Origin of the sequence: Paraburkholderia sp. IW21, from assembly GCF_041321145.1 — a bacterium.
Taxonomy (GTDB): Bacteria; Pseudomonadota; Gammaproteobacteria; order Burkholderiales; family Burkholderiaceae; genus Paraburkholderia.
Genome location: NZ_JBGGWA010000003.1, coordinates 698,140 through 712,543, shown reverse-complemented (window position 1 = coordinate 712,543; position 14,404 = coordinate 698,140). Strand labels below are relative to the sequence as shown.

Annotated in this window: 15 protein-coding genes; 7 read left to right on the top strand and 8 right to left on the bottom strand. The window is 61.7% G+C overall.

Annotated elements, in window-relative coordinates; translation table 11 throughout:
* Positions 1–5 precede the first annotated feature (5 nt).
* Positions 6–1,244 (top strand): DUF3734 domain-containing protein, encoded by a 1,239-nt coding sequence (locus ACAX43_RS10380; protein ID WP_370708283.1) that lies wholly within the window; start codon positions 6–8, stop codon positions 1,242–1,244.
* A gap of 218 nt (positions 1,245–1,462) precedes the next feature.
* Here the strand turns inward: ACAX43_RS10380 and ACAX43_RS10375 are convergent, their stop codons facing one another.
* The gene (locus tag ACAX43_RS10375) at positions 1,463–2,662 is read right to left on the bottom strand and encodes an amino acid aminotransferase (protein WP_370708282.1); all 1,200 of its coding nucleotides are present in this window, start codon (positions 2,660–2,662) and stop codon (positions 1,463–1,465) included.
* Positions 2,663–3,170: 508 nt separating this feature from the next.
* Between ACAX43_RS10375 and uvrB the strand changes: the two genes are divergently transcribed.
* Positions 3,171–5,264, top strand: coding sequence for an excinuclease ABC subunit UvrB (uvrB, locus tag ACAX43_RS10370; RefSeq protein WP_370708281.1), 2,094 nt, complete (start codon positions 3,171–3,173; stop codon positions 5,262–5,264).
* A 341-nt stretch (positions 5,265–5,605) separates the two neighbouring features.
* Entirely contained in the window at positions 5,606–6,154 is a 549-nt protein-coding gene (locus ACAX43_RS10365; protein ID WP_370708280.1) for an iron transporter, read from the top strand.
* Positions 6,155–6,183: 29 nt separating this feature from the next.
* Here ACAX43_RS10365 and ACAX43_RS10360 read toward each other — a convergent pair whose 3' ends face one another.
* A complete protein-coding gene (locus ACAX43_RS10360) occupies positions 6,184–6,318 on the bottom strand; it encodes a hypothetical protein (protein WP_370708330.1) in 135 nt (44 codons plus the stop codon).
* Between ACAX43_RS10360 and ACAX43_RS10355 the strand changes: the two genes are divergently transcribed.
* The 3 genes from ACAX43_RS10355 to ACAX43_RS10345 all read left to right on the top strand — a co-directional run bounded on the left by ACAX43_RS10355 (position 6,284) and on the right by ACAX43_RS10345 (position 8,927).
* Positions 6,284–6,616: a cupredoxin domain-containing protein gene (locus tag ACAX43_RS10355; protein ID WP_370708279.1), complete on the top strand. Its 333-nt coding sequence runs from the start codon at positions 6,284–6,286 to the stop codon at positions 6,614–6,616. The two genes, ACAX43_RS10360 and ACAX43_RS10355, sit on opposite strands and share 35 nt — an antisense overlap.
* Before the next feature lie 62 nt (positions 6,617–6,678).
* Entirely contained in the window at positions 6,679–7,524 is an 846-nt protein-coding gene (locus ACAX43_RS10350) for an FTR1 family protein (protein WP_370708278.1), read from the top strand.
* Positions 7,521–8,927 (top strand): 4Fe-4S binding protein, encoded by a 1,407-nt coding sequence (locus ACAX43_RS10345; RefSeq protein ID WP_370708277.1) that lies wholly within the window; start codon positions 7,521–7,523, stop codon positions 8,925–8,927. Before ACAX43_RS10350 ends, ACAX43_RS10345 begins: the two co-directional genes overlap by 4 nt.
* Before the next feature lie 294 nt (positions 8,928–9,221).
* On the opposite strand, the gene hemP is transcribed toward ACAX43_RS10345, so the two are convergent.
* The 4 genes from hemP to ACAX43_RS10325 all read right to left on the bottom strand — a co-directional run bounded on the left by hemP (position 9,222) and on the right by ACAX43_RS10325 (position 11,732).
* Positions 9,222–9,476: a hemin uptake protein HemP gene (gene hemP / locus ACAX43_RS10340; protein ID WP_370708276.1), complete on the bottom strand. Its 255-nt coding sequence runs from the start codon at positions 9,474–9,476 to the stop codon at positions 9,222–9,224.
* A 200-nt stretch (positions 9,477–9,676) separates the two neighbouring features.
* Positions 9,677–10,159, bottom strand: a complete 483-nt coding sequence (locus ACAX43_RS10335; RefSeq protein ID WP_370708275.1) for an SRPBCC family protein — start codon at positions 10,157–10,159, stop codon at positions 9,677–9,679.
* 78 nt (positions 10,160–10,237) lie between these two features.
* Positions 10,238–10,636, bottom strand: coding sequence for an OsmC family protein (locus ACAX43_RS10330; protein ID WP_370708274.1), 399 nt, complete (start codon positions 10,634–10,636; stop codon positions 10,238–10,240).
* Positions 10,637–10,853: 217 nt separating this feature from the next.
* Positions 10,854–11,732: a pirin family protein gene (locus tag ACAX43_RS10325; RefSeq protein WP_370708273.1), complete on the bottom strand. Its 879-nt coding sequence runs from the start codon at positions 11,730–11,732 to the stop codon at positions 10,854–10,856.
* 122 nt (positions 11,733–11,854) lie between these two features.
* Between ACAX43_RS10325 and ACAX43_RS10320 the strand changes: the two genes are divergently transcribed.
* The gene (locus tag ACAX43_RS10320; RefSeq protein WP_370708272.1) at positions 11,855–12,841 is read left to right on the top strand and encodes a LysR family transcriptional regulator; all 987 of its coding nucleotides are present in this window, start codon (positions 11,855–11,857) and stop codon (positions 12,839–12,841) included.
* Positions 12,842–13,236: 395 nt separating this feature from the next.
* Here ACAX43_RS10320 and ACAX43_RS10315 read toward each other — a convergent pair whose 3' ends face one another.
* Both ACAX43_RS10315 and ACAX43_RS10310 read right to left on the bottom strand, forming a co-directional pair.
* The gene (locus tag ACAX43_RS10315) at positions 13,237–13,656 is read right to left on the bottom strand and encodes an ExbD/TolR family protein (protein ID WP_370708271.1); all 420 of its coding nucleotides are present in this window, start codon (positions 13,654–13,656) and stop codon (positions 13,237–13,239) included.
* Between the two features lie 16 nt (positions 13,657–13,672).
* Positions 13,673–14,404 (bottom strand): MotA/TolQ/ExbB proton channel family protein, encoded by a 732-nt coding sequence (locus ACAX43_RS10310; protein ID WP_370708270.1) that lies wholly within the window; start codon positions 14,402–14,404, stop codon positions 13,673–13,675.

The window sequence follows — 14,404 nt, the reverse complement described above, 5'->3', positions numbered from 1 at the left end:
TGCCCATGGCGCAACGCAATCTCAAGCGGGCGCGCGTCGGCGCGCCCGGCGACGGGGAAGGCGAGGGCGCCGGTCCGGCGCCCGCCGCGCACCCCGGCCGGCACCTCCATTTGCCGAACTATGAAACCGTCGCGCTAATGCTCCAGGGCGGCGGCGCGCTGGGCGCCTATCAGGCCGGCGTCTTTCAGGGGCTTTACGAAGCCGGCATCGAGCCGAACTGGCTCGCCGGCATTTCGATCGGCGCGTTGAACACGGCCATCATTGCAGGCAATCCGCCGGAGAAGCGCGTCGAGCGGCTGCTGCAATTCTGGGAGACGATCTGCCAACCGGCGTTCGGCCCACCGTTGCCAGCCTTTATCGAACACGCATTTTTCAATTCCAGTGAAGCCGTTCGGAAGGCCTTCACGGCCAGCCAGGCGATGAGCGCTATCGTGGAAGGACAAAAGGGCTTTTTCGTGCCGCGCTTCCCGCCGCCGTTGCCCACCGTCTCCGGACCGCCGCAAATGGCGAGCTACTACGACACCACGCCACTGAAAGCGACGCTCGAAGCTTTATGTGATTTCGACCGGATCAATTCCGGTGAGATGCGCGTGTCGGTGGGCGCGGTGAATTGCGGTACGGGCAATTTCGCGTACTTCGACAACACGCATACGAAACTGAAGCCGGAACATTTCATGGCCTCAGGCGCGTTGCCGCCGGGCTTTGCGGCAGTCGAAATCGACGGCCAGTACTACTGGGACGGTGGCTTGATGTCTAACACGCCGCTCTACGAGGTGATCCAGTCCACGCCGCGTCGCGATACGCTCGCATTCCAGGTCGATCTATGGAGCGCGATCGGGCCCGTGCCGGACAACATCACCGATGTTCAAGGGCGTATGAAAGACATCCAGTACTCGAGCCGCACGCGTCTCGTGACCGATATGCTGCAACGCTCGCAGCGTTTCCGGCATGTGTTGCGCGAGGTGCTCGATCGCGTGCCGTCTGATCAGCGCGACGATCCGTGGTGCAAGCTTGCGGAAGATCTGTCGTGTTCGAAGCGCTACAACGTTGTCCATCTCATCTATCGGCAAAAGGAGTACGAAGGGCACTTCAAGGACTTCCAGTTTGGCCTGTCCACCATGCGTGAGCATTGGGAAAGCGGGCTGGAGGATATTCGCCACTCGCTTGCACAGCCTGATTGGCTGGCTATGCCCGACAATGACTCGGGTTTTGTCACGCACGATATTCATCGCGATTCGCGCTGAAACGGCAGCACGGTAAGCCGGGCGCTGACAGCAGCGCGGCAGTTGCCGGTAGTCGGCAACAGGAGCACGCGCCATCCGTAGGTGCCAGTCGCGTTGCGCAGACAATATGTGCCACCAGAGATAGTCAGCGGTCAATAAAAAACGGCGCCCAAAGGGCGCCGTTTCTACAAGCAGTTTCAGCAAAGCGCGTGCAATGAATGCTCGCGCTCCGAAGTGCCTTACTTCAGCACGTGAGCGATCGCGCTAGCCACCACGTCGAGGTTGCGCGTATTCAGTGCAGCCACGCAGATGCGGCCGGTGCTCACGGCGTAGATGCCGAATTCTTCACGCAGACGGTCCACTTGCGGCGCCGTCAGACCCGAGTACGAGAACATGCCGCGTTGTGCATTCACGAAGCTGAAATCGCGATTTGCGCCGCTTGCCTTCAGGCGTTCGACCAGACCGTTGCGCATGGCGCGGATACGGTCGCGCATTTCGGCGAGTTCCGCTTCCCACGTGGCGCGCAGTTCGGGCGAGGCGAGCACCGCTGCGACCACCGAGCCGCCATGCGTGGGCGGGTTCGAGTAGTTCGTGCGGATCACGCGCTTCAGTTGCGACAGCACACGAGCAGCTTCTTCCTTGCTTGCCGTGATGATCGACAGTGCGCCGACGCGCTCGCCGTACAGCGAGAACGACTTCGAGAACGACGACGACACGAACACATTCAGTTCCGATGCCGCGAACAAACGCACTGCAGCGGCGTCGGATTCGATGTTGTCGCCGAAACCTTGGTAAGCGATGTCGAGGAACGGCACCAGATTGCGCGCCTTGACGACTTCGACCACCTGCTTCCATTGGTCGACAGTCAGGTCGACGCCGGTCGGGTTGTGGCAGCACGCGTGCAGCACGACAACCGTGCCTGCGGCATAGCTATTCAGCGCGCTTAGCATGCCTTCGAAATTCACGCCTTGGGTGCGCGCGTCGTAGTACGGGTAGGACACGACTTCAAAGCCGGCGCCTTCGAACAGCGCGCGATGGTTTTCCCAGCTCGGATCGCTGATCGCGACCTTGGTGTTCGGGTTCAGGCGCTTCAGGAAGTCGGCGCCGATTTTCAGCGCGCCCGTGCCTCCCAGTGCCTGTGCCGTCACGACGCGGCCGGCGGCGATCAGCGGCGAGTCGTTGCCGAGCAGCAGCTTCTGCACGGCAGCGTCGTAGGCCGCGATGCCTTCGATCGGCAGGTAGCCACGCGGCAGCGCGGCTTCGACGCGGGCCTTTTCCGCCTCGCGCACGGCGCGCAATAGCGGGATCTTGCCTTCTTCATTGAAGTACACGCCAACGCCAAGGTTGACCTTGGTGGCGCGCGCATCGGCGTTGAAGGCTTCGTTCAGGCCCAGAATCGGGTCGCGGGGAGCAAGTTCGACGGCGGAGAACAGAGACATGATGGGTGGGCAGCAGTAGTGAAAAGAGGGCGGCTTCGAGCGCGGGCGGCCCGGCCAAAGGTGTCTGACGGACAATTCGGACGGAGGGCGGGCATCGGCGAGCGAGCGCAGCTTGGCATTGTAGCGAATCCGCGGGCATTTTTTGGGCGACAAAGCCCGTTGCACCGAATTATTTGCTTGAAAAACAGGCACTCCGGCGCCATGTGGCTGTAACGAATCTGTCCGGGACGAAGCCGGCGAAGGCTGGCAAGCCGCCCCAAACCGGCGGGAAATCGCCCCTGTATCGGCCGCCTGACGTGCGTAAGCGAAATGCGGCGCCCGTTGGCCATGAATGTCACGAGAAGCCACCCGAGCAGGGGTCCCAGCGGCGCAAGCAAGCCCCTACCAAGCCCCGAAAAGAGGGGCCGCAAGCATCCGCCGCCGCCGTCACTCCTGCGCAGCCCCGGCTCAGCCCGCGATCCCGCAACCCGTTAGAATAGTTCTTTGCCTAAGGCCCGGTGCCGCCCCCATGTCCGAACAACATCTGACTGAAGTTGACGATACGCTCGACGAATCCAAATTCGTCACGTTCGAAGGCTCGCCGTTCCAGCTTTACCAGCCGTATCCGCCCGCCGGCGACCAGCCCACGGCGATCGACACGCTCGTCGAAGGCGTCGAGGACGGTTTGTCGTTCCAGACGCTGCTCGGCGTGACCGGCTCCGGCAAGACCTTCACGATGGCCAATACCATCGCGCGGCTCGGCCGCCCGGCGATGGTGTTCGCGCCGAACAAGACGCTTGCCGCGCAGCTTTACTCGGAGTTTCGCGAGTTTTTCCCGCGCAATGCGGTCGAGTACTTCGTTTCGTACTACGACTACTACCAGCCGGAAGCGTACGTGCCGCAGCGCGACCTGTTCATCGAGAAAGATTCGTCGATCAACGAGCACATCGAGCAGATGCGGCTGTCGGCCACCAAGAGCCTGATGGAGCGGCGCGACGTGATCATCGTCGGCACGGTATCGGCGATCTACGGTATCGGCAATCCGTCCGAGTATCACAAGATGATTCTGACGTTGCGTACCGGCGACAAGCTCGGCCAGCGCGACATCATCGCCCGGCTGATCGCGATGCAGTACAACCGCAATGAAGCCGACTTCCAGCGCGGTTCGTTCCGCGTGCGCGGCGACACGATCGATATTTTCCCGGCCGAGCACGCCGAAATGGCGGTGCGCATCGAGTTGTTCGACGACGAGGTCGAAACGCTGCAACTGTTCGATCCGCTTACCGGCCGCGTGCGGCAGAAGATTTCCCGCTTCACCGTCTACCCGTCGTCGCACTACGTGACGCCGCGCGACACGGTGGTGCGCGCGGTCGAAACCATCAAGGACGAACTGCGCGAGCGGCTCGAATTCTTCTATAGCAACGGCAAGCTCGTCGAAGCGCAGCGGCTCGAGCAGCGCACTCGCTTCGATCTGGAAATGCTGCAGGAATTGGGCTTCTGCAAAGGCATCGAGAACTACTCGCGACACTTCTCGGGTGCGGCGCCCGGCGAGCCACCGCCGACGCTGGTCGACTACCTGCCGTCCGACGCGCTGATGCTGCTCGACGAATCACACGTGCTGATCGGTCAGTTGAACGGCATGTACAACGGCGACCGGGCGCGCAAAGAGAATCTGGTCGACTACGGTTTCCGCTTGCCGTCAGCGCTCGACAATCGCCCGCTCAAGTTCAACGAGTTCGAGCGCAAGATGCGTCAGGTCGTGTTCGTGTCGGCCACGCCGGCGGATTACGAGAAGAAAACGGCAGGGCAGGTGGCCGAGCAGCTTGTGCGTCCTACCGGCCTCGTCGATCCGGAAATCGAGGTGCGTCCGGCGCGAACCCAGGTCGACGATGTGCTCGCCGAGATCAACGAACGCGTCAAAGTGGGCGACCGAGTGCTGGTCACCGTGCTGACCAAGCGAATGGCCGAGCAACTGACCGAGTTTCTGGCCGATCACGGCGTCAAGGTGCGCTACCTGCACAGCGACATCGATACCGTGGAGCGGGTCGAAATCATCCGCGATCTGCGGCTGGGCACGTTCGACGTCCTGGTCGGGATCAACCTGCTGCGCGAGGGGCTGGATATCCCGGAAGTCTCGCTGGTCGCGATTCTCGATTCGGACAAGGAAGGCTTCCTGCGCGCCGAGCGCTCGCTGATCCAGACCATTGGCCGGGCGGCGCGTAACGTGAACGGCAAGGCGATTCTCTACGCGGACAGAGTGACCGACTCGATGCGCCGTGCCATCGACGAAACCGAACGGCGGCGCACCAAGCAGATCGCCTACAACCTGGAGCGCGGCATTACGCCGCGCGGGGTGGTCAAGCGCATTCGCGACATCATTGACGGCGTGTACAACGTCGACGATGCCCGCGCCGAGTTGAAGGAACAGCAGACTCGGGCGAAATTCGAGGACATGTCCGAGAAGCAACTCGCCAAGGAACTCAAACGTCTCGAAAAGCAGATGATGGAGCACGCGAAGAATCTCGAGTTCGAAAAGGCCGCGCAGACCCGCGATCAACTGGCGTTGCTTCGGCAGCGCGTGTTTGGTGCCAACGTGGGCGATCACATCCCCGGCGTGCAGTAAGCTCTCCCTCCCGCTCAAGGCGCGGCAATGTGCCGCGCCTTGTCTGCATAGACTGGCGACACGCCTCGCCACGCGTCAACACACCGCACCTACTTCCTTAAGTCTGCCTTAAGACCCTGCTGCCATAAGGCTTTGCGTGCGTCCGCATTTGTTCTCCCCGTCGATAAATGATAAACTCAACCAATATTGAGAATGGTTCGCATTAGCGTTCCATAAATGCGGTTCGTCAATGCGATTGGCTGCCGGTCCATCGCATCCGCTCAAGGACTGCGGCATCCAGGCATGCGCAACGCACTGTTCCAATGGGTTCGATTCCAGTCAGATAAAAACAAGGAGTTTCAATGCGGATTTCTTCATTTGTGCGGGGTGGCGCCGCCGCCGTGGCCGCGGTAGTGGCTCTTTCGGCAACGGCAGCGGAATACCCGATCGGCAAGCAGCAGATCCAGGGCGGCATGGAAATCGGCGCGGTCTATCTGCAGCCGATCACGATGGAACCCGAAGGCATGATGCGCAAGGCGTCGGATTCGGACATCCACCTGGAAGCCGACATCCACGCGGTCAAGAACAATCCGACGGGTTTCGCCGAAGGCGACTGGATGCCGTATCTGCAGGTGCGCTATGAACTGACGAAAGCCGGTTCGAGTCAGACCCAGAAGGGCGACATGATGGCGATGGTCGCCAACGACGGCCCGCACTACGGCGACAACGTCAAGCTGCAAGGCCCGGGCAAGTACCACCTGAAGATGATCGTCGAAGCGCCGATGCAAACCGGTCACATGGCTTTCGGCCGTCATGTCGACAAGGAAACCGGTGTGGGCCCGTGGTTCAAGCCGATTACGCTCGAGTACGACTTCACGTTCGCGGGTATCGGCAAGAAGGGCGGTTACTGATCGCCGCAAACGCAGATCGTTACGGCTTGTCACGCATCGCCGCGTGGCCCGGCGTGAATGAGTGAAATGCATGCAGCAGGCGGCGCGCGGACAACGAAACCCGCCGCGCCGCGTTTTCCGGAAAGGCTAATGAGAATTAACCGAAAGATCGCGATCTTTGCCATGACAGCTCTGCTGGCGGGTGCCGCGCACGCAGCCGACCTGCCGACCTTCAAGCTGGAAATGACCGACGGCAAGCTGAACCCGGCCCGCATCGAAGTGCCGGCGGGGCAGCGTATCAAGATCGAAGTGCGCAACACCGGCAAGGGCGCGGCCGAGTTCGAAAGCGTCCAGTTGCGTAAAGAAAAAGTGTTGGCGCCAGGCGCGGATTCGTTCGTCGTGATCGCTCCGCTGGAGCCGGGCGAGTACAAGTTCTTCGACGATTTTCATCAGCAGGCGCAGGGCGTGATCGTCGCGAAATAGCGGCCTGGGACGCGAGCGCGAGCAAGTCCCGCGTTCGCCACAGCAGGAGAAGGGAGAGCTAGATGGGTCAGATTTTGTTCATCGTATGGCGGGAAAGTGTCGAGGCCTTGCTGGTCGTCGGCATCCTGTACGCGTGGTTGAAAAATGGCGACGACGATGCGCGCCGCGGTTTGCCCTATCTGTGGGGCGGCGTCGCGGCCGGTGTCATCGCGGCGGTGGCGCTGGGCGCGGCGCTGGTCGGTTTCACCGAAGTGCTCTCCGGTGACGCGCAGGATTATTTCCAGACCGCGATGGTGCTGGTCGCGTGCGTGCTGATCGTGCAGATGGTGCTGTGGATGAAGCAGCACGGCCGATCCCTTAAGCGCGACATGGAAAAGTCGCTGCAAAAGAGTAAGCACGATTCGAACTGGTGGGGCGTCGCCTTGCTGGTCGCCTTGGCGATCGCACGTGAAGGCAGCGAAACGGTGATCTTCCTGTACGGCCTCGGTTTCGGCCAGTCCGGCCATGTGGACGGCAGCCAGATGCTCGCGGTGGTGATCGGCCTCGGCCTCGCATTCCTGACCTTCTATGTACTGCAATTGGGCGGCAAGTACTTCTCGTGGCGGCTCTTTTTCCGCGTCACCGAAATCATGCTGCTGTTCCTCGGCGCGGGCCTGTTCCAGACCGGTGTCGACAAGCTGATCGACAAGGAAATCCTGCCAACCCTCATCGACCAGATGTGGAACTCGTCGGCTATCCTCGACGATTCGAGCACCTTCGGTTCGCTGGTCGCGACACTCACCGGTTATCGCGCTCACCCGGCGCTGATGAATCTGATCGCCTACGCCGCTTACTGGGCCGTGGTCTATCTGCTGGTGCGCCGTGCGAATCGCAAACCGGCGCAGCAGACTGCAGGACGCGCGGCATGAGTACCGTCATGACCCGCCCCGGCCGTCTCGCAGCGGCCGGTCAGTGGATGCAGCGTCACGGCGGCCTGATCCGCGGCATTCAGTGGGTTGTGGTAGCGCTGTACGCGTTTCTGATTCTCGTACCGGCGGTGATGCCGTTGCCGGACGACACCGCGCATCTTTGGACCAACCTGACGCTCGCCGCGCAGTTCGTGTTCTGGGGCATCTGGTGGCCCTTCGTGCTGCTGTCGATGGTGATGCTCGGCCGTGTCTGGTGCGGCGTGCTGTGTCCGGAAGGTGCGCTCGCCGAGTTCGCCAGCAAATATGGCCGCGGCTGGGCGATTCCGCGCTGGATGCGCTGGGGCGGCTGGCCGTTCGTCGCGTTCGGCATCACGACCATCTACGGACAGATGGTGAGCGTCTACCAGTATCCCAAGGCAGTCCTGCTGGTTCTTGGCGGCTCGACCTTCGCGGCGATGATCATCGGCTTGCTGTACGGACGCGAGAAGCGTGTCTGGTGCAAGTATCTGTGCCCCGTCAACGGGGTTTTTTCGCTTCTGGCGCGTCTCGCGCCATTCCACTACAAAGTCGATGAAGACGCGTGGCGCCGTTCGTACAAGAACGGCGAGCATGGGCATCGCGTGATTCCGATCAATTGCGCGCCGCTGGTGCCGCTGCGCAATATGAAGGGCGCGTCGGCCTGCCATATGTGCGGCCGTTGCAGCGGGCATCGCGACGCGATCGCGTTGACGTGGCGCGCGCCGTCGTCGGAGGTCGTGCAGCTTGGCGACAAGCAGGCGAGCGCATGGGACACTGCGTTGATCCTGTACGGCCTGCTCGGCATCGCGATCGGCGCATTCCACTGGACCGCCTCGCGCTGGTTCGTCGACCTGAAGATGTTCTTCGCCACGTGGCTGGTCGATCACAACATCACCTGGCCGCTCGACACCAACGCGCCGTGGTTCCTGTTCACGCATTACCCCGAGCAGAACGATGTGTTCTCCTGGCTCGACGGCACGATGGTGATCGGCTACATCCTCGCCACGGCGCTGGTGTACGGCACCGCGCTGCTGGTGCTGCTGATGGGCGCGACGCGCATGCTGGGGCGTTTCAACACGGTGCGTCTGCATCATTTGACGCAAGGGCTGATTCCGATTGCCGGCGCGGGCGTGTTTCTCGGCCTGTCTGCGACCACGCTGTCATTGCTGCGCGCGGAACATGTGTCGTTGTGGTGGGCGTCCGACCTGCGCATCGGCATTCTGGCGATCGCCAATCTGTGGAGCGCGTGGCTGGCTTGGCTCGTCACACGCCGCTACAGCGAGCGCTTCGTTCAGCGCGGCCTTGCCATGGTGTGGTTCGTCGCGGCACTGGCCGTGGTCGATAGCGCGTGGTGGCTGATGTTCTGGGGCTGGGCCTCGAAGTAAGTCTGAACGTTTAGACGCGCTATCGAAACCCGATCGGCGCTTTGCTAAACCAAAAAAGCCGTGGAGATGACGACATCCCACGGCTTCTCATTTTCTGCATGTGCGATACACGTCGTTTCGTCTATCCGCATTGGGTGAGAACCAAAAAAGCGGCCTGGCTGGCTGCGACGGCTGGCTTGGTGTCTGCACGAAGGGGTCTAGTTCTCACGTGCAAGCCGTCGTGGCTGGCTAATGCCTAACACCTCTCGAGGAGGTGGTCCCCACAATACCCGGTACTTACCTCTCTATTCGTCCTTACTTCGTCAGGATCAGCTTGCCTAGGCGCGTCGCCCGCAACTGGTAGGTTTCGCCGTTATGCACAATGCTGACGTGGCTATGTCCTTGCAGCAGGGCGTCGCTGCGCACAACCCGATTCGACGTTTCGCCCGAACCGTCGGCGCGATCCGCTGCGGGCTTCGCGGTGGTCGCAGTCGATGCTTTCGGACGGCTGGTCAGCGCGGCCGCCGGGCGGCGCAGGCTGAGCGTGGAAGAGCGCGTGAGATCGGTCATTCGTTTTAGCTGTCGTCGATTCGATGGATCAATTCTAAATGATAACAATTCCTATTTACAAGAAAGAGAAATTGATCGGATCCGACTTTCGATAGCTGAACGACAAGGAAGCAAAGCGACAAGGGAGCGGTGCGGCCGCCTTTGTATAGCGGCCTCAAGCAATGCAGCGTGGCGGCGCGGGCAGAGCGCCCGCGCGCAATTCAATGCAGCGAACCGGGTTCCTGCCTGGTTTGCACGTACTGACGAATCAGCCGCACGGTATCGATATCGTTCTCGCGATACGCCGACTTCACGATTTCCTGCGTCTGCACGGCGTCCCGGTCGTCCGAGACGGGCAGGGTGGTCGTGTATTCGAAGCGCAGGAACAGTTGCAGCTCGTCGGGTTGCTCGATGGTCATGGTCAGCGAGCCGCCGACATAGTCCGCCGTCGGCAGAATGTCGTAGCGCACGCTCTGGCTATCTTGCAGCGTGACACGGTCGCGCACGGTGGCCTGGCCGTAGTGCAACTCCCGTTCGAGCGTGTTGCCTTCGCGCGAAAGGATGGTGCAACTGTCGAGTCCGATCACGAACAGTTGCGGCTGTTCGGCGCGCAGCACGAGACCTTCCCACAACTGCTCGCGGGTCATCGAGTCGACTAGTGGATTCAACGGATCGTTGATCTGGATAAGGTGTTCGAAATTCAAAACGACAGCGTCCTATGAAAGCGTTGCAATACGTGCGGCGTGGTCAGCCGATGCCTGCACGCCAGGGTCATTCGTGCATCAGGCGACGGCAAGACCCGAACGGATCGTAATCGAATGCGTGAGGATCTTGTGAACCGGGCACGCATTGGCAATTTGCAAGAGCCGTTCCCGCTGCTCATCGGACAGATCGCCTTCCAGCAGGATCTTGCGGTCGATGGTGGAGCCCGCATCGCCGGTTTCCATCGACAGCGCCACGCGCACGCCGGCAAGTGGCCAGTCTTTGCGCTGAGCGTACATCTTCAGCGTGATCGACGTGCAGGCGCCGAGGCTCGACAGCAGCAGCGCGACAGGCGTCGGCCCGCGATCACCGCCGCCAAGCGACTCAGGTTCGTCGGCGAGCCACGTGTGCTTGCCGTCGTCGAAAAAGACCTGGTAATTCGTCGAACCGATGTGGGCGGTGACGGTGGACTCTGCCATGCGCGCTCCTGAACAGGGACGGAAATCGCCGCGCGCCACGGTCCGTTAGGTTGAACGGCGCGGCGCGCGGCATGAATCGCTATTGTGAACGAATTTACCGGCCTTCGCGCCATGGGCTGAAGCGCGGGCGGTGTGTTGGGCCACGAGCGGGCGGTAGCGCGCTGGTAGCCACCGCGCTACCGCGATCTTCAGCGTCGGCGCGATTCGGCGCGGTCAATCAGTGCGTGATCGCACCCATGCGCCCGGCCTGATAGTCGACGACTGCCTGGCGGATTTCATCTTCCGTGTTCATCACGAACGGGCCGTAGCGCACCACCGGTTCTTTCAGCGGCACGCCGCCGAGCAGCAGCACGTCGAGCGGCTCGGTGCCGGCCGTGAGTGTGACCGTATCCCCGTCGTTTTGAAACACGACCATTTTCTGCGCGTCGATTTCCTGGCGCGCTTCGCCTTCGCCGTAGAAGCCCTTGCCGGAAAGGCTATAAGCAAACACGCGATAGTCGGCCGGCACCGGTTGCTGGATAGTTGCACCGGGTTGCAGCGAGAAATGCTGATACAGAATCGGCGTGCGGGTTTCGATCGCAGCTTTCACACCGAGCGCCTCGCCGGCGATCACCTTGACGCGCACCTTGCCGTCCGCGGACGTCGCCACGGGAATGCTCGACGACGGCATCTCCTGGTAGCGCGGCTCAATCATCTTGTCGCGGCGCGGCAGATTCACCCACAACTGCAAGCCGTGTACGCGCCCGCCGGTGCGCACGAACGACGGGTCCGGCATTTCGCTATGCACGACGCCTGCGCCTGCGGTCATCCATTGCACGTCGCCGGCATGCAGCGTGCCCGAATGGCCCGCCGAATCCTTATGGCCGAACTGGCCCTCGAGCACATAAGTGACCGTCTCGAAGCCGCGATGCGGATGGTCGGGCGCGCCTTTGGCCTCGCCCGGCGCATAGTCGATCGGGCCCATTTCGTCGAGCAGCAGGAACGGATCGAAGTCCATCAACAGGCGGGTCGGAAACGGGCGGTGGACGATAAAGCCGCCGCCTTCGGTCGTGCGAACGGCGGGAAACGTGCGTTCGATCGTGCGTGTCGTGCTCATCAAAGTCACCTCGAAAAATGGGGAATAGCGCTATTTTTGAAACATGGAGCTATTATAGGGACCGTTTTTCGCGGTGCCAGCCGTCGTCACGCAATGGATTGTTCTATTAATGGAACGATGAGATGAAGATCGATTCACACAATCTGAATGACCTGATGTATTTCTCGCAGGTCGTCGAACACGGCGGTTTTTCCGCCGCCGAGCGCGTGCTCGGTATCTCCAAGTCGCGTTTGTCACGCCGGCTGACCGAGCTGGAAGCGTCGCTAGGTGTGCGTTTGCTGCAGCGTTCCACGCGCAAGCTGGCGCTCACCGAAGCCGGACAGCTGTTCTACCAGCATTGTCAGGCGATGCTGAGCGAAGCGCAGGCGGCCGTCAACGTCGTGCAGCAACTGCGTTCGTCGCCACGCGGCAACGTGCGCGTGAGCGTGCCTGTGACGATCTCGCAGACCATTCTGTCGCAGATCCTGCCTGAATTCATGCATCGCTACCCGGAGGTGCGCGTGGTGATGCGGGTAACAAACCGCGTGGTCGATCTGTTCGAGGATTCGATCGATGTCGCGTTGCGGGTGCGCTCCGATCCGCCGGAAAACGCCAACATCGTCGTGCGGCCGCTGTGGCGCACGCAGCAAATGCTGGTCGGCGCGCCGAGCCTGTTGCAGCAGAATGCGCCGCCGCTGTTGCCTGCCGATCTGAACCGTTTCGACACGCTCGACGTGCCGACGGGCGACGGTCGCCACGTATTCAACCTGATCGCCCCTGACGGCACGCGCCACGCGCACGAACACGAACCGCGCCTCGTGACCGCCGATCTCATGACGATTCGCGAAGCGGCGCTGTCAGGCGTCGGTATTGCCGCGTTGCCGGAGATGATGTACGGCAGCGCGTTGCGCGCGGGGCAGTTGTCGCCGGTGATGCCGGGCTGGACCTTTCCGACGCCGCAGTTGTACGCGGTATTCGTCTCGCGGCAGGGGATGGTGCCGGCCGTACGCGCATTCGTCGATTATCTGGTGGAGATGCTCGATCCGGACGACGGTAAACACATCACGGGCGAGTGTCCTGCGCGCGAGGAGAAAGCCGCTGCGCAACCGGTGCTCGCGGTCGCGTCATAGCACGTCTTACGTGCTGCAAGATCGCTTTTAGCATTTAAGCGCGGCCTGTCATGAGTACTTTCAATGGCGGTTTGCTTGAATGCGCGCGCTCCTGGGCCTATAGTGAAATCCCTTCGCTAAGGAGTCTCTTATGCGAAAACTCATGGCCGCTATGATAGTCGGCCTGATAGGGCTGACCGCGCTGTCCGTGTCGATCACGGCTGTCGCATGCGGAGACTCGAGCTATCAGTCGTCTTCTGATGGCAAATGATCCGCCGCCCGAAGGCGCCGAGTGCGCACAAAAAAAGGCCTTCATCTGACGATGAAGGCCTTTTACTTTTACCCCTTGTTTCAAGGGGTTTTCCGCGGTTTCGGCGGCCACTGGGTGGCCGCGGCGCAGTGCGTCGATGCGCGACTCACTTACCTTTAGGCTGCGTGACGAAGCCGATCTTCGTGAGGCCGCCGGCCTGCGCCGCCGACATCACTTCCGCCACTTTTTCGTACGCGACTTTGCGATCCGCATCCAGATGCAGCTCCGGTTGCGGATTCGCTTGTGCGGCCTGCGCAATCTTCGCGCGCAGCGCAGCGTCGTCGACCTTCTTGTCGTCCCACAACACATTGCCACCCGCATCGACGACGACCGTCACTTGCGCGGGCCTGGTATCTTCCTTCTGACTGCTTGCGTGCGGCAGATCGATCTTGACGGCGTGACGAATCACAGGAATCGTCACCATGAAGACGATCAGGAGAACCAACATCACGTCGACGAGCGGCGTCATGTTGATTTCGTTCATCAGGCCGTCGTCATCGTCGCCGGCGAAGGGGCTCATTGCCATCGGAATGCCTCGTCGATCAGTTGGTGCGCGTGGCGAGGCGCAAACCGTCGCCGCGTCGGGACGACGACAGACGGGCGCCCGTCACGAAGAACGCATGCAGGCCATGCGCAAAGCGGCTCAGCTTGGCAACGATCGTCTTGTTGGCGCGCGTCAGTGCGTTGTAGCCGAGCACGGCCGGAATCGCGACGAACAGGCCGAACGCGGTCATGATCAGCGCTTCGCCGACCGGGCCGGCGACCTGATCGATGGACGACTGGCCACTCGCGCCGATCGCCAGCAACGCGTGATAGATGCCCCATACCGTGCCGAACAGTCCGACGAACGGCGCCGTGCTGCCGATCGACGCGAGAATCGCCAGACCGCTCTGCATGCGCGCGACGCTTTCATCCATCGTGTCCTTCAGGCAGCGCGTGACCCAATCCGACACGTCCATGCGATCGTGCAGATGCGGCTGGGTCTGGTGATGATGGTCGGCCGCTTCCTGGCCCGACAGCGCCAGCGCGAGGAACGGGTTGTCCTGCGGCGTCGACGATCCGGCGCCGAGCTTCTTCACGCCGTCGGCGAGATCGTCCGAATGCCAGAACGCCTGCTCGGCATTCTTCGTGAGACGCTTCAGGCGCATCACGTTCCAGCCTTTGACGACGATCACGCTCCACGACATCACCGACATGACCAGCAGCGCGAGCGCGATACCACGCGTCACGAAATCCCCTTGCGCCCACACGTGCGCCAATCCGTAGTTTTGCAT

Excerpts from the sequence above, each read along its gene's own strand:
- ACAX43_RS10325 (WP_370708273.1), bottom strand. The coding sequence starts at position 11,732 with ATGAGCACGACACGCACGATCGAACGCACGTTTCCCGCCGTTCGCACG.
- ACAX43_RS10350 (WP_370708278.1), top strand. The coding sequence starts at position 6,679 with ATGGGTCAGATTTTGTTCATCGTATGGCGGGAAAGTGTCGAGGCCTTG.
- hemP (WP_370708276.1), bottom strand. The coding sequence starts at position 9,476 with ATGACCGATCTCACGCGCTCTTCCACGCTCAGCCTGCGCCGCCCGGCG.
- ACAX43_RS10375 (WP_370708282.1), bottom strand. The coding sequence starts at position 2,662 with ATGTCTCTGTTCTCCGCCGTCGAACTTGCTCCCCGCGACCCGATTCTG.
- ACAX43_RS10345 (WP_370708277.1), top strand. The coding sequence starts at position 7,521 with ATGAGTACCGTCATGACCCGCCCCGGCCGTCTCGCAGCGGCCGGTCAG.
- ACAX43_RS10355 (WP_370708279.1), top strand. The coding sequence starts at position 6,284 with ATGAGAATTAACCGAAAGATCGCGATCTTTGCCATGACAGCTCTGCTG.
- uvrB (WP_370708281.1), top strand. The coding sequence starts at position 3,171 with ATGTCCGAACAACATCTGACTGAAGTTGACGATACGCTCGACGAATCC.
- ACAX43_RS10365 (WP_370708280.1), top strand. The coding sequence starts at position 5,606 with ATGCGGATTTCTTCATTTGTGCGGGGTGGCGCCGCCGCCGTGGCCGCG.
- ACAX43_RS10360 (WP_370708330.1), bottom strand. The coding sequence starts at position 6,318 with ATGGCAAAGATCGCGATCTTTCGGTTAATTCTCATTAGCCTTTCCGGA.
- ACAX43_RS10330 (WP_370708274.1), bottom strand. The coding sequence starts at position 10,636 with ATGGCAGAGTCCACCGTCACCGCCCACATCGGTTCGACGAATTACCAG.
- ACAX43_RS10310 (WP_370708270.1), bottom strand. The coding sequence starts at position 14,404 with ATGCAAAACTACGGATTGGCGCACGTGTGGGCGCAAGGGGATTTCGTG.
- ACAX43_RS10315 (WP_370708271.1), bottom strand. The coding sequence starts at position 13,656 with ATGGCAATGAGCCCCTTCGCCGGCGACGATGACGACGGCCTGATGAAC.
- ACAX43_RS10320 (WP_370708272.1), top strand. The coding sequence starts at position 11,855 with ATGAAGATCGATTCACACAATCTGAATGACCTGATGTATTTCTCGCAG.
- ACAX43_RS10380 (WP_370708283.1), top strand. The coding sequence starts at position 6 with ATGGCGCAACGCAATCTCAAGCGGGCGCGCGTCGGCGCGCCCGGCGAC.